General features: G+C 31.0%; 19 protein-coding genes. 17 read left to right on the forward strand and 2 right to left on the reverse strand.

Annotated features, from left to right (window positions below; genetic code table 11):
- Positions 1 to 310 precede the first annotated feature (310 nt).
- From L1S49_RS13395 to L1S49_RS13445, 11 genes are all read left to right on the forward strand, one after another.
- Positions 311 to 790 carry a PTS glucose transporter subunit IIA gene (locus L1S49_RS13395; protein WP_238905295.1) on the forward strand — a complete coding sequence of 160 codons (480 nt, stop codon included), beginning with the start codon at positions 311 to 313 and terminating at the stop codon, positions 788 to 790.
- A gap of 14 nt (positions 791 to 804) precedes the next feature.
- The gene (locus L1S49_RS13400; protein ID WP_238905300.1) at positions 805 to 1,638 is read left to right on the forward strand and encodes a PRD domain-containing protein; all 834 of its coding nucleotides are present in this window, start codon (positions 805 to 807) and stop codon (positions 1,636 to 1,638) included.
- A 124-nt stretch (positions 1,639 to 1,762) separates the two neighbouring features.
- Positions 1,763 to 3,142 carry a PTS transporter subunit EIIC gene (locus tag L1S49_RS13405; protein ID WP_238905302.1) on the forward strand — a complete coding sequence of 460 codons (1,380 nt, stop codon included), beginning with the start codon at positions 1,763 to 1,765 and terminating at the stop codon, positions 3,140 to 3,142.
- Between the two features lie 19 nt (positions 3,143 to 3,161).
- Positions 3,162 to 4,607 carry a 6-phospho-beta-glucosidase gene (ascB, locus tag L1S49_RS13410; protein WP_238905305.1) on the forward strand — a complete coding sequence of 482 codons (1,446 nt, stop codon included), beginning with the start codon at positions 3,162 to 3,164 and terminating at the stop codon, positions 4,605 to 4,607.
- 446 nt (positions 4,608 to 5,053) lie between these two features.
- A complete protein-coding gene (gene hemA / locus L1S49_RS13415) occupies positions 5,054 to 6,250 on the forward strand; it encodes a glutamyl-tRNA reductase (protein WP_238905307.1) in 1,197 nt (398 codons plus the stop codon).
- Positions 6,214 to 6,870, forward strand: coding sequence for an NAD(P)-dependent oxidoreductase (locus tag L1S49_RS13420; protein WP_238905309.1), 657 nt, complete (start codon positions 6,214 to 6,216; stop codon positions 6,868 to 6,870). The genes hemA and L1S49_RS13420 overlap by 37 nt, the downstream gene beginning before the upstream one ends.
- 12 nt (positions 6,871 to 6,882) lie before the next feature.
- Positions 6,883 to 7,755, forward strand: coding sequence for a hydroxymethylbilane synthase (hemC, locus tag L1S49_RS13425; RefSeq protein ID WP_238905316.1), 873 nt, complete (start codon positions 6,883 to 6,885; stop codon positions 7,753 to 7,755).
- Between the two features lie 10 nt (positions 7,756 to 7,765).
- Positions 7,766 to 9,238 (forward strand): uroporphyrinogen-III C-methyltransferase, encoded by a 1,473-nt coding sequence (gene cobA, locus L1S49_RS13430; RefSeq protein WP_238905318.1) that lies wholly within the window; start codon positions 7,766 to 7,768, stop codon positions 9,236 to 9,238.
- Positions 9,235 to 10,203 (forward strand): porphobilinogen synthase, encoded by a 969-nt coding sequence (gene hemB, locus L1S49_RS13435; RefSeq protein ID WP_238905320.1) that lies wholly within the window; start codon positions 9,235 to 9,237, stop codon positions 10,201 to 10,203. Before cobA ends, hemB begins: the two co-directional genes overlap by 4 nt.
- Positions 10,204 to 10,227: 24 nt before the next feature.
- Entirely contained in the window at positions 10,228 to 11,502 is a 1,275-nt protein-coding gene (gene hemL, locus L1S49_RS13440; RefSeq protein WP_238905322.1) for a glutamate-1-semialdehyde 2,1-aminomutase, read from the forward strand.
- 4 nt (positions 11,503 to 11,506) lie between these two features.
- Entirely contained in the window at positions 11,507 to 12,247 is a 741-nt protein-coding gene (locus L1S49_RS13445; RefSeq protein ID WP_238905324.1) for a sirohydrochlorin cobaltochelatase, read from the forward strand.
- A 29-nt stretch (positions 12,248 to 12,276) separates the two neighbouring features.
- On the opposite strand, the gene L1S49_RS13450 is transcribed toward L1S49_RS13445, so the two are convergent.
- Complete coding sequence (locus L1S49_RS13450; protein ID WP_021804191.1) at positions 12,277 to 13,458, reverse strand: M20 family metallopeptidase; 1,182 nt, start codon at positions 13,456 to 13,458, stop codon at positions 12,277 to 12,279.
- A 144-nt stretch (positions 13,459 to 13,602) separates the two neighbouring features.
- Here L1S49_RS13450 and L1S49_RS13455 point away from each other — a divergent pair, with 144 nt between their 5' ends.
- Entirely contained in the window at positions 13,603 to 14,511 is a 909-nt protein-coding gene (locus tag L1S49_RS13455) for a M15 family metallopeptidase (protein WP_238905326.1), read from the forward strand.
- A 25-nt stretch (positions 14,512 to 14,536) separates the two neighbouring features.
- Positions 14,537 to 15,646, forward strand: coding sequence for an amidase domain-containing protein (locus tag L1S49_RS13460; protein WP_238905328.1), 1,110 nt, complete (start codon positions 14,537 to 14,539; stop codon positions 15,644 to 15,646).
- Positions 15,647 to 15,745: 99 nt separating this feature from the next.
- On the opposite strand, the gene L1S49_RS13465 is transcribed toward L1S49_RS13460, so the two are convergent.
- Positions 15,746 to 16,930, reverse strand: coding sequence for an OFA family MFS transporter (locus L1S49_RS13465; protein WP_238905330.1), 1,185 nt, complete (start codon positions 16,928 to 16,930; stop codon positions 15,746 to 15,748).
- 157 nt (positions 16,931 to 17,087) lie between these two features.
- On the opposite strand from L1S49_RS13465, the gene L1S49_RS13470 reads away from it, so the two are divergent.
- From L1S49_RS13470 to L1S49_RS13485, 4 genes are all read left to right on the forward strand, one after another.
- Positions 17,088 to 17,684, forward strand: coding sequence for a PH domain-containing protein (locus L1S49_RS13470; RefSeq protein ID WP_238905331.1), 597 nt, complete (start codon positions 17,088 to 17,090; stop codon positions 17,682 to 17,684).
- Positions 17,677 to 19,113, forward strand: a complete 1,437-nt coding sequence (locus tag L1S49_RS13475; protein WP_238905333.1) for a PH domain-containing protein — start codon at positions 17,677 to 17,679, stop codon at positions 19,111 to 19,113. The genes L1S49_RS13470 and L1S49_RS13475 overlap by 8 nt, the downstream gene beginning before the upstream one ends.
- An 82-nt stretch (positions 19,114 to 19,195) precedes the next feature.
- The gene (locus L1S49_RS13480) at positions 19,196 to 19,507 is read left to right on the forward strand and encodes a PadR family transcriptional regulator (protein WP_238905335.1); all 312 of its coding nucleotides are present in this window, start codon (positions 19,196 to 19,198) and stop codon (positions 19,505 to 19,507) included.
- A complete protein-coding gene (locus L1S49_RS13485) occupies positions 19,504 to 20,085 on the forward strand; it encodes a hypothetical protein (protein ID WP_238905336.1) in 582 nt (193 codons plus the stop codon). Before L1S49_RS13480 ends, L1S49_RS13485 begins: the two co-directional genes overlap by 4 nt.
- Positions 20,086 to 20,091: the final 6 nt, after the last annotated feature.

Below are 20,091 nucleotides of genomic sequence, written 5' to 3' on the forward strand. Positions count from 1 at the left end.
TGGTTGAATGGTTGAATGGTTGAATGGTTGAATGGTTGAATGGTTGAATGGTTGAATGGTTGAATGGTTGAATATCATCCTTGGAATTTAACAGGAATATAATGGAGATGATATAAATTTAGTATAATAGTATTGACAAGTTTATTAGTGAATGCTAATATTTATTTAAACGTTTTATTAATACTATTTAGTAATATTATTAAAGTAAATATCAGGATTGTTACTCTCTTAGAGGCATTACCAAAACGACAATTATTTTGTCTTATTTGGAATACCTAGGAGAGTTTTTTTGTTTGTAAAGGAGAAAAATATGTTTGATATATTTAAAAAGAAAAAAGATAATGATTTATACGCACCAGTAACAGGAGAAACTATTGCACTAGAAAATGTACCAGATAAAATGTTTGCAGGTAAGCTTATGGGAGAAGGTATAGGATTTAGATTTGATGGAAATATAGTGTGTGCACCTTGTGATGGAGAAATTTCAATGATTGCGAATACTTTACATGCTTTTGGAATTACTACTACAAATGGAGCAGAGATTTTAGTACATATTGGTCTTGATACAGTGGAGTTAAATGGAAAAGGATTTAAAGTAATATCAGAAGCTGGTAAGAAGGTTAAAAAGGGAACCCCTATTATTGAAATAGATAGAGAGTTTATGGAACAAAATAATATTAACTTAATTACACCTATGATTATAACAAATAGTGACAATTTCAATTTTGATATTGAAGAAGGGGATAAACAAGTTATAGCTGGAGAGAGCAAGGTGATTCACTTTAAATAATAGGAGGATTATTCATGAAGGTTATCAAAAAAATCAATAATAATGTAGCTGTTTGCTTGGATAAGAAAGGTCATGAACTAATTGCCTTTGGAAAAGGAATAGGATTTCCCTCAATGCCTTATCATATAACAGATCTCAGCTCTATTTCTATGACATTTTATAAAATGGATAAAAGTTATTATAAGCTACTACAAGAAATACCGGAAGAAATATTTGAAGTATCAGCTATAATTGCTAAAAAAGCTCAGATGACTCTTGATTGTAATTTAAATCCTAATCTATTACCTGGGCTTGCAGATCACATAAATTTTGCATTAAAGCGTATGGAAAAGTTTAAAGAGATGAAGATGTTATTTTCTTATGATGTAGAAAAGTTATATCCATTAGAGACATCTCTAGGAAGATATGCAGTTAAACTAGTTCAAGAAAAATTGTCAGTGAAATTACCTGAGAGTGAAATAACTAATATAGCAATGCATTTTGTAAATGCGGAAGAAGAAAGTGTTAATGAGAAGGCGACTTTAGATGCAGAGCAATTAATTGAACAGATAACAGAAATTATTGAAGGTGAATTTGATACCAAGATTAATCGGAAAGGGTTTAATTACAATAGATTTGTAATACATTTAAGATATTATTTAAAACGAATCGAAGAAAAGAAACAATTTATAGATGATAATGGGGTACTTTTTAGAACTATGAAAGAAGAACTCCCTAAGATATATGAATGTGCAGTTAAGATCAGTACAGTTATTGATAAAAGACTGAATTCAAAAATTACTGAAGATGAAACATTGTATTTAATGATGCATATTAATCGTATTATAAAAAACAACACAATAATTTGAGGATTGTAACTCTAGCGGAGGCATTACCGAATTTGACACGAAAAATAATTGTGTCATTTCGGTTTTTATTTTACGTCAAAATAATTATTGTTTGTAAAATATAAATAAAAAGAGGAGAAGAAACATGGCGAAGAGAGAAAGATATGAAGAACTTGCAACAAAGGTTTTAGAGTTAGTGGGCGGAAAGGATAATATAAGTCATTTGGGTCATTGTATGACACGCTTAAGATTTAGTTTAAAAGATACTAGTGTTGTTGACTTGAACGAGATTCAAAAAATAAACGGGGTAATTGGAGCACAATGGTCTAATGATCAATTACAAATTATTATAGGACAATCGGTTGGAGATGCTTATAAATTAGTCTGCTTAAAAGCTGGAATATCAGCTGAAAAAGCTATAGATGAAAATTTAGATACTAAAAAGAAGTTTGGATTCGGAGCAGTTATAGATGGTATTTCTGGAAGCTTGATGCCATTAATACCAGCGTTAATTGGTGCTGGTATGTTAAAAGTTATTATCATTTTAGGTGAGATGGCTGGATTTTTAACTAAAGATATGCCTACTTATAATGTGCTAGCCTTTGCTGCTGATGCAGGATTTTATTTTCTTCCTATATTTTTAGGAGCAACAGCTGCAAATAAGTTTAAAACTAATATGGGTCTAGGAATGTTATTAGGTGCAATCTTAATACATCCTACGATTGTAGCTAATGTTGCAGGTGGAGTAGGAATGTCTATATTCGGTATTCCCGTTTATGGAGCAACCTATGCAAGTACTATTTTCCCTATAATTATGGCTGTATTTGTAATGTCATATGTTGAAAAATTCTTTCAAAAAATATCACCAGATTCAGTCAAAGCAATAGTAGTACCATTAGGAACTATTTTAATAATGTTACCACTAACACTATGCCTAATTGGACCAGCGGGTGCTTTTTTAGGAACTTATTTAGCAAAAGCAATTATGTGGTTATATAATACAACAGGTTTCTTTGGAGTTGCGCTTTTAGCAGCTGTATATCCAGTTTTAGTTATAACAGGTATGCATGGAGCGTTAGTTCCTTATATGTTCCAATCATTTGCATCATTTGGATATGAGCCGATTGTTTGTGTTGCAGGTGTGCTTTCTAACATTAATCAAGGAGCAGCAGCTGCCGCTGTAGCAGTAAAGTGTAAAAATAAAAGTACAAAATCAACAGCAGCATCTAGTGCCATTACAGCAGTTGTAGGTGGAGTAACAGAGCCTGCAATGTTTGGTATTAATATGAGATTAAAGAAACCATTATATGCAGCAATGATAGGAAATTTCTGTGGAGCAGCTTTTGCAGGTTTAATGAAAGTATACACATATGCATTTGCAGGAAGTGCGGGAATTTTTGGAGTTGCAGGTTTTATAGGACCAACAAAAATGAATGTGATTTATATGGGAATAAGTGTTTTAATTGGATTTGTAGTAACATTTATTGTAACCTTATTTATCTACAAAGGTGAAGATATATATTAAATAGATGGAGGAAAGAAAAATGAGTTTTCCAAAGGAATTTTTTTGGGGTGGAGCTACAGCTGCTAATCAATTTGAAGGTGGATGGAATGAAGATGGAAAGGGAGATAGTGTCTGCGATCATATGACAGGTGGTACTGTAGACAAACATCGTTATTTTACTAATGAAATAAAGAGCGACACACATTATCCATCACATGAAGCGATAGATTTTTATCATAGATATAAAGAGGACATAGCATTATTTGCTGAGATGGGATTTCGTATGTTTCGTATGTCCATAAACTGGACACGAATATTTCCAAATGGAGATGATGAAGTGCCTAATCAAAAAGGGATAGATTTTTATAGATCTGTTTTTGAGGAATGCAAAAAGTATGGAATTGAACCACTAGTAACTATTTCACATTATGAATTACCTTATAATTTAATGAAAAAATATGATGGATGGCTAAATCGTAAGTGTATTGACTTTTATATTAGATATTGTAATACACTATTTACAGAGTATAAAGATTTGGTTAAGTATTGGCTTACTTTTAATGAAATAAATTGTCTTACAATGAGTATAGGAGATATATTATCTGGTGGGTTTAAGTGTGAAGATGGTCCTGCGCAGGTAATGGGGCTTCCTGATACAAAAGAGCAGGTTGCAAAAAGATATCAGGCGTTGCATCATCAATTTATAGCTAGTGCAAAGGCAGTAAAGTTAGGTCATGAAATTAATCCTGAATTTAAAATAGGGTGTATGATTGCAGGGGGTTGTATATATCCATATAGTTGTAATCCTGATGATGTATTATTAGCTCAAAAGGAAATGAGGATGAACTATTTTTGTGGAGATGTACAAGTAAGAGGAGAATATCCACATTTTACAAAACGTATGTTTGAGGATTTAGATATTTCAATTCTTGAAGAAGAAGGCGATAGAGATATTCTAAAGAGTGGAAAGGTAGATTTCTATAGTCTTAGTTATTATATGAGTACTTGTAGTACTGTTGATGAAAACACATTAAAAACTTCAGGAAATGTTGTTATGGGAGTTAAAAATCCATATTTAAAATCAAGTGATTGGGGATGGCAAATCGATCCTAAAGGACTAAGATATTTATTAAATGAGTTATATGGTAGATATCAAATACCAATTATGGTAGTAGAAAATGGTCTAGGAGCAATCGATAAAGTTGAATCAGATGGGTCTATTCATGATAGTTACAGAATTGATTACTTACGTAATCATATAAATCAAATGAAGGAAGCAATCAATGATGGAGTGGAATTAGTTGGATTTACTCCTTGGGGATGTATTGATTTAGTTAGTATATCAACAGGGGAAATGAAAAAAAGATATGGGTTTATTTATGTAGATAAAGATAATGAGGGAAAAGGAACATTGAATAGACTACGTAAAGATTCATTTTATTGGTATAAAAAAGTGATTTCATCTAATGGAGAAGAGCTTGATTAATTATTTCTAAGAATTAAAAATAATAATTTATATATTAAGGAGTTGTAGCTTTAAGTTAATTAGGGCTCAGCTCCTTTTTGTTTTTTATAAAAGATGAATAATGAGTGAGAAGAAAAAGTAGACTACCCTATGTCAAAGTGTCAAAGTGTCAAAGTGTCAAAGTGTCATTATGTTGTTGTTTTGTACTTAGAAGGAATTTGATGAAACTCTAGAGCGAAGAGTTTTTAAAAATTATTTTGCGCAATTGCGCAAAACATCAAAACGACAATTGCGCAAAACCACAATTGATCAAGTTAATTAATTCAGAGAAGAAAATTTTGAGAAGGATGACTTTTTTAATCCCATCTTTCCTAGAGGGATACTTAAACTATGAAAACAAACCTTTAAATATAGAAGAGGTTGGTATAAAATGAGTATAGTGAGTTTCCTTAAAAGGAGAGAAAAGAATGATTCAGCTAATCGGAATATTAAAAGGAACAAGTGTAGATATAAGAGAAAAGTTTGTTATTAGAGATAAATATATATTAGATAAAGTTATTAATATTAAGGAATTCTGTAATGAAGTATTGATAATAAATACATGTAATAGAACAGAAATATACTTTGACTCTGAGGATTCAAGTCATGAGATTTTATATAAGATATTTGAAACTTTAGAATGGGATAAAGAATTAAGAGAATATATATTTCATATTAAAGAGGAAAAGGTTGTTAAGCATATAATGGAGCTTGCATGTGGCCTTCACTCTAAAATTTTAGGGGAAGATCAGATTCTTTCTCAGATTAAAGAAGCCTATGATAATTCTCTAAATGTAAAAGGGCTTCATGGAAATCTTCAACGTTTATTTCAAGAAGCGATAACTTGCGGTAAGGAATTTAGAAATGAGGCTAAGTTATATGAAATACCAGTATCTTATCCATCTATAGCCGTAAATAAGGCTGTTAAAGAAGGAATTAGAGACTTCATGGTAATAGGCTATGGAGACATGGGAAGCTTGTCTGTAAAGTATATACTAACTCATAATATAGATAGTTTATATATAGTAGTCAGAAATAAAAGCTCAGTAAAAAACATAGATGACAGCAGGGTCAAAGTTATAACTTTTGAGGAGAAAAATGAAGTGTTGAGGGATGTTAAGTGTATAATAGGGTGCACATCTGCTCCCCATACAGTATTAAAAAATAGAGAATTACCAAAAGGGGAAAGATATTTAATATTTGACCTCGCCATGCCTAGAGATATTGAAGAGAGTATAGCGTTAAGAGATGATGCTGAGGTTTATGACATAGACAGTATAGCTCTTATAGATGAAGAAAATAAAAAACTTAGAAAAGAAAAGATGAATAAAAATAGATTCATAATAGATAGATATATAGAGAGTTTTGAAACTTGGAAAGACATTAGGGAAATAACTCCTTACATAAAAAAGATGAAGGAAAATGCTAATAAGATAGCTGAAGAGAGAATAGAGTCTTTTAATAATAAGCTTTCATCTAAAGATCCTAAAAGGTTAGCAGATAATCTTATAAAAAGTACTTCACATTACTATGTAAATAGAGCTATTGAAGTTCTTAAAGAAGAGCGTTTAAAGGGAAGTGATGAGGAATGTCTAAGGATAATAGAGAAGATATTCATGAGTTAGAGTTTATGTTTCTTTCCCTGATTCCTAAAAAAATTAAAGTAGGGATTATAGGGGGAGGAAGAGCTGCGGCTATAAAGACAGCTAGTTTTTTAGAACGTGGATGTAATGTTGATGTTTTAGCAAAAGATTTTATTAATGGTTTTGAAAATTTTAATGAAGTTGAGCTTATAGTAGGTTCATATCAATCTGATTTTATTAAAGATAAACATATAATAGTAATAGCTATAGATGATGAGAAAGCTGCTAAGGAAATAATTTCCCAATGTGAAGAGCAGGCTAAGATATTTATAAATGCAGGCAATTACAGACATGGAAATGCTGCCATGTCTATTCAAGATTCCCTGGGAAATATTAATTTTGCTTTAAATACTAAAGGTGGAAATCCTAAAGCTTCTCTTATGATAAAAGAGGAAATAAAAAATAACCTTAAAGAATATGATGAATTTATTGGATTTATAAATAAACTTAGGAGTAAGGCTAAAGAATTTAATGAATATAAACAGGAAATAATAAGCTTTATTGCTACAGAAGATTATAAGTTTATGTGGGAAAAAAGAAAAGAAAAAGAATGTTTACTTTTATTTTTTAAAGAAGAGTTAGTACATAGATTATTTAATTAAGTGGAGGATATTATGAGTTTAATTATTGCTACTAGAAAAAGTAAGCTAGCTCAAGCACAGACGGAGCTGGTTATGGAATTATTGAATAAAACTCATGGAATTAATAGTGAAAAACTTCTTATAGTTACAGAAGGAGATAGAAGACTAGATGTAACTTTAGATAAGATTGGTGGAAAAGGGGTTTTTGTTAAGGATATAGAATTGGCTTTATTAGAAGAGAGAGCTCATGGAGCTGTTCATAGTATGAAGGATGTTCCTTATGCACTAGATGATGCCTTTATGATTGCAGCTGTTCCAGAAAGAGAAGATGTAAGAGATGTTTTTATATCAAGAGAAGGAATAGATTTTAAAGAGCTTAAAACAGGAGCTAAAATAGGAACCAGTAGTATAAGAAGAGCAGGTCAGCTCAAAAACTTACGTAATGATTTAGATATAGTTCCTATTAGAGGGAATGTTCAAACAAGATTAGAGAAAATGAAGACTCAAAACTTAGATGGAATAATATTAGCAGCTGCTGGATTAAAGAGATTAGGTTTAGAGGATATTATAACTACTTATTTTGATCCTAAGGAGATGTTACCAGCAGTAGGGCAAGGGGCATTAGGAATAGAGGTTCTTAAAAATAGTGATAAGAGAGCCTTGTTTGAAGCTTTAGACAATAAAGAAGTTAGATGTGTTTTAGAGGCTGAAAGAAGCTTTATGAGGACATTAAATGGGGATTGCCACACCTTAATAGGTGTATATAGCGAAGTTAAAGGGGATGACCTTTACCTAATTGGAACCTATGATATTGATGGAAAGATAATTAAAAAAGATATATTAGGAAATAAAGAAGATAACATAGACTTAGGAAAAAGATTGGCTAATCTTATATTAAAAGCTTAAGGAGGAGAACATGAGTAAAGTTTATTTAATTGGGGCAGGTCCTGGAGATGAGGAACTTATAACTGTGAAAGCTGTAAGAAAGTTAAAGGAATGTACAGCTGTTCTTTATGATAGATTAGTAGGAAATAATGTTTTAAATTATATAAATGATGATTGTGAAGTTTACTATTGCGGAAAAGAGCCGGGTTCACATTATAAAACTCAAGATGAAATAAATCAAACTTTAGTTAAATTAGCTAAAGAGGGGCATATAGTTGGAAGAGTTAAGGGGGGAGACCCTTATGTTTTTGGAAGAGGTGGGGAGGAAGCTTTAGAGTTAGTTAAAGAAAACATAGACTTTGAAGTAATTCCTGGTGTTACCTCTGCTATTTCTGTACTTAATTATGGTGGAATTCCTATAACTCAAAGAGAGATGTCTCAAAGTTTTCATGTAGTTACTGGAATGTCAGCAAGTTCACTAAAAGTTAATTGGGAGGCTTTAGCTAAGGAAAACGGAACCTTAGTATTTTTAATGGGGTTAGAAAATCTTGAGGATATAGTAGAAAGATTATTAGCTAATGGAAAGAGTAAGGAGTCTAAGGCAGCTATAATTATGAGAGGAACATCTTCTAAACAAAAGAAGGTAGTTGGAACCTTAGAAGATATACACTCTAAAAGTGTAGAAGCTGGATTAAAGTCACCATGTATAATTGTAGTAGGGGATGTTGTAGAGCTTAATGAAAGTTTAGACTGGTATGGAAATAAACCTTTATTTGGAGCTAATATTTGTGTTACACGTTCTAGAAATCAAGCATCTAAGCTTAGAGAAACTCTAAAGGATTTAGGCGCAGAGGTTACTGAAATAAACTCCATAAGATTTAGGGATACTTCAGATAACTTAAATCCTTATATAAATAAATTAGAAGATTACAATCATATAGTTTTTACTTCTGTAAATGGGGTAAATTACTTTTTTGATTATTTAAGAAATATAAAATTTGATGTTAGAAAACTAAAAGCTAGCTTTAGCGTTGTAGGAAAAGCAACTTCAAAGGCGTTAACGGATAGAGGAATAATTCCAGAGCTTATGGCTAGAGAATTTTTAGGCGAAGGATTGTTTAAGGTTTTAGAACCTAAATTAAATAAAGGGGAGAAGGTATTAATACCATGTTCTCTTCAAGCTAGGGATTACTTATCAGAAGAAATAAGAAAGCTTGGATTAGAAGTAGATAAAGTTTCTATGTATGAAACAATAAAAGGAGAAATCAAAAATCCAAGAGCATTTGAAGAAGTTGATATGGTACTATTTACAAGCCCTAGTACAGTAAACAGCATGATAGAAATGGTAGGAATAGAAGCTTTAAAAGATAAAAAGGTTGTAGCTATAGGACCAATAACTTTAAAAACACTTATTGAAAATAAAATAGATGCTGTAGTATGCAAGGAACATAGTGATGATGGACTTATAGAAGAGATAAAAGAAATATGGAGGAAGTTAAAGTGATAAAGAGAGGAAGAAGATTAAGAGTAAATAAAGCTACTAGAGCACTAGTTAGAGAAAACAGCTTAAGCTCAGATGATTTTATATACCCTATATTTGTAGTAGAAGGAGAAAATATAAAAAATGAAATAAGCTCTCTTCCTGGGAATTATCATTACTCTATAGATAGATTAGAAGAGGTAGTTAAAGAAGTTAAGGAAGCTAAAGTAAGAGGTTTAATGCTTTTTGGTATACCAGAACATAAGGATGCTTGTGGTTCAGAAGCTTATAATGAGGAAGGAATTGTTCAAAAAGCTATAAGAAAAATAAAAGAATTAGATAAAGATATATTAGTTATAACAGATGTTTGTATGTGTGAGTATACAGATCACGGGCATTGTGGGATAATACATGGAACTGATGTTGATAATGATGAGACTATAGAGTATATAGGGAAAATAGCCTTATCTCATGTTGAAGCTGGTGCTGATATGGTGGCTCCTTCTGATATGATGGATGGAAGAATAGGTAAGATAAGAGAGGTATTAGACAAAAATAATTATAAACATATACCTATAATGGCTTATTCGGCTAAATATTGTTCAGCTTTTTATGGACCATTTAGAGAAGCTGCAAATTCAGCACCTCAATTTGGAGATAGAAAAACCTATCAAATGGATCCAGCAAATTTAAGGGAAGCTATAAGAGAAATGGAGCAGGATATTGAAGAGGGAGCAGACATAATAATGGTTAAACCTGCTTTATCTTATTTAGATGTTATAAGAAAGGCTAGAGATAATTTTGACTATCCTATAGCAGCCTATAATGTAAGTGGTGAATATGCTATGGTTAAAGCAGCAGCTAAAATGGGATGGATAGATGAAAAAAGGATAGCTCTTGAGATGCTTTTATCTATGAAAAGAGCAGGAGCAGATATAATAATAACCTATTATTCTCTAGAAGCAGCTAAATGGCTTAAAGAAATGTAATTTTGCTAATAAAGGAGTGGTATTGTGAGTAACAAAGAAATATTTGAAACCTCAAAAGAATATATGCCTGGTGGAGTTAACAGTCCAGTTAGAGCTTTTAATAATGTAGGGATGAATCCTCCTATAATAAAAGAGGGCAAGGGAGTTTACATATATGATGAAGATGAAAAAGAGTATGTGGATTTTGTTTTAGCTTGGGGGCCTATGTTTTTAGGACATTGTGATGAAGATGTAGTTGAAGCTATTAATAACACTTCAAAAAGTGCTATAGCTTTTGGTGCACCTACAAAGCTTGAATTAGATTTAGCTAAGTTTATGTGTGAAACCCTAGATAATGTAGAAATGGTGAGAATGGTTAACTCAGGTACAGAGGCAACCATGAGCGCTGTTAAGCTTGCTAGAGGATACACAAAAAGAGATAAGATACTTAAATTCTCAGGCTGTTATCATGGACATTTTGAAGGATTTTTAGTGGAGGCAGGTTCTGGGGTACTTACTACTGGGATTGCAGGAAGTGCAGGTATTCCAAGAGAAAACATAGAAAATACCTTGGTAGCTGAATATAACAATATAGATAGTATTAGAACTGTATTTAATGAAAAAGGAAAAGATATTGGTGCTGTTATTATAGAACCTGTAGCAGGAAATATGGGAGTTATAAAGGCTAATGATGAGTTTATGGTTGAACTTAGAAGTCTTTGTGATGAATACGGAACTCTATTAATATTTGATGAAGTAATGAGTGGATTTAGGGTAGCTTATAAGGGTGCACAAAGTTTATTTAAGGTAAAGCCTGACCTTGTAACTTACGCAAAGATAATGGGTGGAGGACTTCCTTGTGGTGCTTACACAGGAAGAAAAGAGATAATGGAGATGCTTTCCCCAATGGGACCAGTATATCAGGCAGGAACAATGTCTGGAAATCCTATAGTTATGGCAGCTGGTTTAGCAACTTTAAAGAAGCTTCATAATAATCCAGAATACTATAATCATATAAATGCCTTGGGTGAGAGATTAGAAAAAGGAATTAAAGAAGCTTCAAAAGAAAATGGAGTTCCAGTAGTTATAAATAGGGCTGGAGGAATGCTTACTTTGTTTTTCACAGAAGGAGAAAAAGTTGAAACCTATGAAGATGTTAAAAAGTGCGATAAAGAAAGATTTGTAAGATACTTTAAACATATGCTTGAGCATGGTATCTATCTTCCACCATCACAGTTTGAAGCTTTATTTTTATCTGTAAAACATGAAGAAGCTCATATAGATAAGTTTATTGAAGCCTTTAAATCCTTTAGAGGGTAAAACCATGAAAGCTATATTAGTAGTAACTCATGGAACAGCTAATCTAGAGGGAGTAAATTCATCGTTAAAGCCATTGATTAAAGAGATTAAAAAAGAGTTTTCAGGGGATGAAGTTAGACTTGCATTTACTTCAAAATTTATTATTAATAAGCTTTTTAAACAATCAGGGATAAAGGTAAATAATCTTGAGGAAGAGCTTGAAGCTTTAATTGAACTAGGATGCACAGAAGTCTTTATACTTCCACTCCATCTTATACCAGGAAAAGAGTATCTTGATTTATTAGACGTTGTAGAAAGCTATAGAAATAGAATTACAGCAGTAGTAGCTACACCTTTATTAAGTGAGGATGAGGACTATATGAATCTAATAAACTCACTTGATCCATCAAAAGAGCTTAATTACGTCTATATGGCTCATGGAACTAATCATGAAGGAAATAGCAGCTATTTAAAACTTCAACAGGAGTTTATTAATAAAGGTTATGGAAAAGTTCTTATAGGAACCTTAGAAGGTACTACTACCTTAGAAGACATTATATATATGCTTAAGTCTAGGAATATAAATAAAATAGTCCTACAGCCACTGCTTTTAATGAGAGGTAAACATGGAACTAAGGATTTAGATTCTTGGGAAGAACTCCTTATTAATAATGGTTTTGAAGTTGAAAAAATTGATAAATCATTAGGTGAAATAGAAGAAGTAAGAAAACTATATATAAATAAGTTAAACAGCCTCTATAATTAATAGGGGCTGTTTTTATTAAAATAAATATCTTAAATTAAATCAAAAAAATCAAAAACACTTTGTATAAATACAGCTGGACCTATCCACAAAACATCTTCATCAACAGTAAATTTCGGGTGATGATGTGGATAAATAATTTTCTTTTGTGGATTATTTGAGCCTAAGAAAAAGAAAGTTCCTGGAACTTCTTCTAAATAATAAGCCATATCTTCTGAAACCATAGTAGGATTTTCTAAAATAAGAAGTTTTTCATTGCCTACTATTTTTTCAGCGGACTTAATTAGGAGATCGGTAGTATTAGGATTATTATTTACAGAGGGACAGATTCTTTCATATAAAGCCTTAACTTCTGCACCATTTGCTTTACCAACTCCTTCACAAATCTCAACTACTCTTTTTTCTAACATATCTCTATCTTCAGGATATATGCTTCTTATAGTACCTTCAAAAGTTACTTTTTCAGGTATGATGTTCCAGCTAGAGCCACCATTTATTGATCCTATAGTCACAACAACAGGATGATGTGGATTTGTCTCTCTACTTACTATTTTTTGTAATGAAGATATTATTTCAGATGCAATTAAGATAGGATCTACAGAGAGGTGAGGCATAGCACCATGACCACCTTTTCCTTTCACAGTTACAGATATTTTATCTACAGCTGAAGTTATATAACCAGATTTAACCCCAATCATACCAAGTTTAACCTCAGGGAATAAGGCTCCTATATGAAGACCTAATATAAAATCAACCTTAGGATTTTCTAACACTCCTTCCTTTATCATAGCTTCTGCTCCAGAAGAAATTTCTTCAGCCGGTTGAAATATAAGTTTTACATTCCCTTTTAATAAATTTTTATTTTCAGATAAAATTTTTGCTGTTGCTAAAAGCATGGAAGTATGAGCATCATGACCACAGGCATGCATACAATTATTTTTAGATGAAAAAGGTAATTTAGTTTTTTCTTTAATAGGAAGTCCATCCATATCAGCTCTTATTGCTATAGTTGGTCCATCTGAAATTCCTTCTATTATAGCTACAATTCCAGTTTTACTTATGGTTTTGTAGGAAATGTTCATCTTAGTAAGTTCGTCAGTTACATATTTGTGTGTTTTTTCTAATTCCATTCCGAGTTCAGGTATCTCATGAAGATCTCTTCTCCATTTAACTATATCAGCTTGAATACCCATACATATATCAATTACGTTCATAAATATCAGCCCCTTAAATATTTAGTTATTTCGGTAAATTATACTATAAGATAAATTAATTTGTAAATTTAAAAAAATCTATAACACATACTATGCTAAAACTCAGGACAGGATATATTTATATGGATTTAAGAGGTGAAGGAAATGAAAAAAACTTTAGCTAGAATATTATTTTTAATTTTAATAGTTATAAATATTCCTAAAATTACATCAGCTACGGAAGAGCGAGATTATTTAATAACAATGAAACAAGATTTACTTACCTTAAAACTTGCATATCCTGAACATGTAAAGTCAGTAGAAAAAAATGGTGATAAAGTTTATTTAATTATGAAATCAGGAAAAAAGGTCTTATATGATGATAAAAGAAATAAAACCCATGATGACAAACTTCAAGATCCAGATTTACAGGATATGATGGAACAAATATATCCTTTAGAAATGCCTAAAGAAATAATGAAAAAAGATTTTGATCCAGGAAGAGCAAGGTCTTATGAGATTTTTAATGAAGTATATGGAGATTCTAAAAAGGCTATAGAAACTAATCTAATAGCGCTTCAATATGGGTATACCAATTATCAATTTAATAGTAAAAATGGTGCAAAAACTTCTTTAGAAACAGCGCTAAAAGAAGTTATGCCCTTAGCAAAAAGCAGAGGAGATATAGGAGGTATACTTTATCCTGCAAGTGGAACCTTTAACTATAGAGTTATATCAGGTACAGGAAGATTAAGTCCGCATTCTTATGGAATAGCAATAGATTTAAAAAGCGATAAAAGAGATTATTGGAAATGGAGTTCAGAAAAGGATGGTAACTCTAGACTTCTACAATATCCTAAAGAATTAGTTGAGGCTTTTGAAAAAAATAATTTTGTTTGGGGAGGAAAATGGGGACATTTTGATATTTTACATTTTGAATATAGGCCTGAAATTATATTAAAAGCTAAATATTTTGGTAGTTGGAGTGGTGAAGAGGGAAGTTGGTATAAGGGAGCTCCAGAAGATGAAGCCACTAAGGAATTTATAGAAATTATAAATGATAATTTAAAATAAACAGGTTAAGAAAGGAGAAGTATCTATGAGCTTGCCTATAAAACGATACAGGAAAGCAGTAAATAAGTTTATAGTTTTCACATTATTTCTTTCTCTAATTAAATTAAATATTCCACAGGCAGCAAATACAGAAAGTGTAGACCAAGAAGTTTTAGACTTTGTGGAAACCATATTTGTAAGTAAAAATAAGGCTGTTTTAGAAAAAGATTTAGAGCTTATAGATACCTTATATGCAACTGATACAAAATACGGTCAATGGGCATATGAGTATGAGGAGAGAAAGGTTAAGTATATAAATAACTGGGCAGAAAAACAAGGAATAAAATTTGTAGATATAATACCTAAAATAGTAGTTAGAAGTTCTAAAAAAAATGGAACTGAAAAATGTTATTTTAATATACTTTGTAATACTGAATATAGGTATGTGTATGAGGATAAACCCGATGAGGTTAATAGCTCTAGAATAGGAACATATCATTCGATGACATTAACAAATAGAGATGGTCAATGGATAATAACAAAAGAGTGGTATACAGACCCCTTTGCTGATTCATTAAGTTTAGAAAATATAAAAGCTCAAGATATTAAGGAGTATATAGCAGCTCAGCCAGGGAGAGACATGTCAGAAATAAATGAGAGAAGAAAAAATGCAGTAGCTTATGCTATGCAATACTGTGGTGCAGCTACAGCTCCTGAATATGGATTTAAGTATAATAAGAAATACAGAGACTTTAATCCTGAGGGTGGAGACTGCGCAAATTTTGCTTCTCAGATATTAAGTGAAGGTGGAAAATTTAAAAAGAATGGTACTTGGAATTATGATAAAGGAAGTGCTACTGGTCCTTGGGTAAATGCAGATAAATTTACATCTTATATGATAAATAGCGGTAGAGCTTCAATTATAGCTAAAGGTAGTTATGAGAAGGTTTATAAAGCATCTTATAAACTACTGCCAGGAGATTTTGTGGCTTATGAGAAGAAGGGTGATATAACTCATATTTCAACAGTAACTGGAGCAGATTCGAAAGGATATTCCTTAGTTACATGTCATAATACAGATAGAAACAATGTACCATGGGATCTTGGATGGAGTGATAAAAAAATAAAATTTTGGTTAGTAAGAGTACATTATTAGAGTTAAGTTAATAGTTAAAAGAGAATGGTTAAAAGTTATTGTTGAAATTCAGCTTAGCTGAATTTCTTCATTTACTATTCACTTTTAACTATATAAATATTAACTGTTACCCCTAAAAGGAGATTTTATAAAAAGAGATATAATTAGACCTATTAAAGATAAAATAGCTGAGATAATAAAGGTTAATTTTAAGTTTCCGGCTGCGGCCGATATAAGTGGACCAACTAAGGCTGCTATACCATAAGCTTGATACATTAAGCCATAGTTTGAACCTAGGTTTTTAAGCCCAAAAAAGTCCCCGGTTATAGTAGGATACACAGATAAAAAACCTCCAAAGCAGAAGGTTACTCCTCCCAAAGTTAAAAAGTAACTTATTATATTAAGGGTTAAAACACTCTTAAGTATCATGCATACTGTAGTGATTCCAAATAATATGGTTATTACCTTTATTCTTCCTATCTTATCTGAGAGAGTTCCCCAAAAAAGTCTTCCAGTAGCATTAAATATAGCAACAGCAGATACAGCAGTAGCGGCTGCTTTAGAAGAAAGACCAGCTAATTCAATTCCTATGTCCCTAGCTAAGCCAATTACTAAAAGTCCACTCATAGTTCCAAATAAATAAGCTATCCATAGAAGAGGGAAATTCTTAGTTTTCACCATTTCCATAGGTGTATAGTTTTTATTAATGGCTACAACCTTGTTTTTAATAGTTAATGACTCATCAGGTAAAGATAATAAGTTAGAGCCTATAAAAATCAAAACTAAATTTATTATAGATAAAAACAAAAACGTCTTAGAGATTCCCAGAGAAGCTAATAAAGCTTGAATTAATGGGTTGAAAACTAAACTTCCAAGGCCAAAAGCTCCAACAGAAATTCCAGTAACTAATCCTTTATGATTTGGGAACCATTTTATGCAAGTTGATAAAGGGCATACATAAACGAAGCCAATACCTATACCAGCAACAAAGCCGTAGTATATATAGAAATCTAAAAGAGAGGTTGATTTTGAACATAAAAACAAACCAATAGAATAAAAAGCTCCACCAATCATTGCTACAGGCTTAGGACCAATTTTGTCTTGAAGTTTTCCAGAAAATATAGTCACAAAAGCAAACACAAATACCGTTATAGAAAAAGTGAGGACAACCTTGCTTTTTGAAATATCAAGATAGGTAGCAATAGGTTCATTAAAAAGACTCCATGAATAAATAGAGCCAATACACAATTGAAGCAAAACAGCTCCAAGTACTACTAAAAAGCCTTTTGTTTTTAATTGTTTCATATAAAACTCCTTATTATTGATAAGATTAGTTAATATATTATCATAAAATTATGGATTGTAATATATTTTTTAATAATTATTTAAGGATAATTATTGTCTATTTTAAGTTATAATAATGAAATATAAGGAAATAAATATAATTCTTAGGGGGATGAAGATGGAAGAAAGAGAGACATACGTGTATATTGAAAAGGATCAAGAAGTTAATGAGTTTAAAAATGTAGATAAAAAAGCAGTAAAGTCCTGGAGGACAGCAAGAGTTATAACATTCCTAATATTTTTAGCAATATTTATAGGGGTAAGAATATTTATAAAAAACTGGGATGAGACTTTTGTTTTAGTAGCTACTATAATTCAAGGGGTTATACTACTCTTGCTTGCTCTAAATGCTTTTTTATATCCTAAAATAGAGTACAGGCAGTGGAAATATAGTATTACAGAAGATAAAATTGAGTTTTATCATGGAATATTTTTTGTACAGCACACTATTATACCAATGCTTAGAATCCAACACATAACCGTTAATCAAGGTCCTATAAATAAGCTATATAAAATAGCTACTGTAAGTATATCAACAGCTGGAGGAGTATTTGGATTAGTAGGACTTCCAAAAGAAACAGCAGATGAAATTTGTGATTACATAAATAATAGGGTAATTAAAAAACTCAAGGATAGAGCAAATGAGCAAGAGCAAGTACTAGAGGAAGAGATACTATTAGAACCCCAGGAAACGGGGGTAGATAATAATGGATAAACCTCAAAGAAATCACCCATCAACCATAATATCTCAGACGTTTAAATACATAAAAGGTAACTTTTTTATTTTTATACCCATGGTTTTAAATAATGAAATTTTAGTTAGCATTGCTATTGGAGCAGGCATATGCATGCTGATGGCAATATACAGTATATTAGTTTGGTATACTAAAAAGTTTTATTTAAAAGAGAACATGCTATATTATCAAACAGGAATAATCAGTAAAAAAGTATTAACTTTATCTAAAAATAATATTTCAACCATAGATATAGGACAAAGTTTTCTTCAGAGAATCATAGGTATTTACAGGCTTAAGGTTGATAGTGGAAGTACTACTTTAGGAAAAGCCGAAGTAGATATAGTTTTAAATAAAGAGCGAATAGAATATATAAAAAGTGTAATAGAAACAACTACAGATTCAAAAATTCAGAAAGCTAACACTGTGCAAGACAAAGAGAGATCAAAAGAATTTAAATGCACTAATAGAGAACTATTTATATTGGCTTTAACAAAAAATAAACTTGGCTTAATAGTAACACTTATTGTATCTTCCTTTACATTTTTGGATGATTTATTAGATACACTAAAACTAGACATAAGCAAATATGTAGATAAGTACTTTAACATAGAAGATGTAATTAAAAAATCTATGGGAGAATTGGTTGTATTTTCAATTCAATTATTTACAGTAATTTATATCCTCTCATTTATAGTATCTGTCATAGTAACATTTATTAGATACTACAACTTTATAATATATGAACAAGATAATAAACTAAACATCCAATATGGTTTAATAAGCTTAAAAAAATACACATTACCTATTAAAAATATACAAGCTATAAAATTAAAGCAAACGCTTATAAATCAGTGGTTTAAGCAATATAAGGTTGAAGTGGTTACAGCAGGTTATGGAGATGAAGAAAAGGAAGAAGCAATTTTTTATCCCTTAACTGATAAAGGGAAGTTAAACATATTAATAGATACTTTAATTCCAAATTTTAATTTTGAAAATATTGAGCTAAAGTATCCTCCTAAAAAAGCAATGAAAAGATTCTTTATATTTCCAGTAATTTTTAGTATTATGATTTTTCTAGTGATAAGTTTCATATTCCACAAAGCAGTTTTTATATTTATGTTTATGCCAATAATAATATTTAGTTGTTATATAGAATATAGAAACAACACAATGGGATATGATGAAAGGATATTTTATGGAAGCTTTGGAGCCTTTAGCAAAACCTCCATAATAATTAAGATGAATAGTGTTCAATCAATAACAGAAACAACAAACTATTTCCAAAGAAAAATGGGAGTGTGCAATTATAAGATAGATTTCTATTCGAGTAAATTAATAGACATATTAGCAATAAAAAATATGCACATAAGCCACTTCAGAGGTATAGAGAAAAATATAGAATTTTAGTGGATAATATTGACATATAAATAATAAACTGATACTATTACGTTATACGATATAAAGTATAACGTAATAAGGCGGTGAGTTTATGAATTTAGAAGAAATGGGTAAGTTCAAGGATATTTCTTTATTAATACTAATTAGCCTAGCAGAAGAGGATAAGCATGGTTATGCCATTATGGAAGATCTGAAAAATAATTTCTCTATCGAGCTAGGGGCAGGGACATTATATGGAGCTATATCAAGATTAGAAAAAAATAATCTTATAAAGCCTGTGATAACCGAGGATAGGAAAATTCCTTATACAATAACAGAAGAAGGAAAGAGACTTTTAAGTTTTCAGCTAGAGCATATAAATAAGATAATATCTACTGGAAAAAGTAGATTGAGGTTAACATGAGGCTTATAGACCTCTTAATTCTTCTTTATCCTAAGGAATGGAGAGAGAGGTATGGAGAGGAGATTAAGGACGTAATTAAAGAGTCAGGAAATATAAATATAGCTCTAATATTTGATATATTAAAAAATGCTATAAGTACTCATCTTCATCCTGAATCTTATAAAAGGATTAATCCTCAAGGCAGACATCATGATTTAAAACTTAATATAAGAAAGTTAATAGCATCCTTTGGGTTAGGTTTTATATTAATGACCGTAGGAATATTAGTTGCAATGGGTATTTCATCAAGATATCCTTATAGGATACAAGATGTTCTTTTAATAGAAGGATTAATAGTAACTGTAATAGGCTTTTTCTTAGTTATGGGAGGTAACTCATCAGGATTAGACATGACATCCTTAGGATCTCAAGGATCTCAATACTCATCCTATATGAACTTAAGAGCTACAGAAAAAGAACGAAGTACAACTAAATTTTATGAGAACTTTACTAAGCAGGGTATTATTAGTACTACCTTTAATGGACTAACCATTCCACTTGGAGGAATATTAATTGTAGTCATAAGTTATCTAATTTAAAAGTAT

This window comes from Clostridium sp. YIM B02506 (assembly GCF_022324845.1).
In the GTDB taxonomy this organism is placed as follows: Bacteria; Bacillota; Clostridia; order Clostridiales; family Clostridiaceae; genus Clostridium_T; species Clostridium_T intestinale.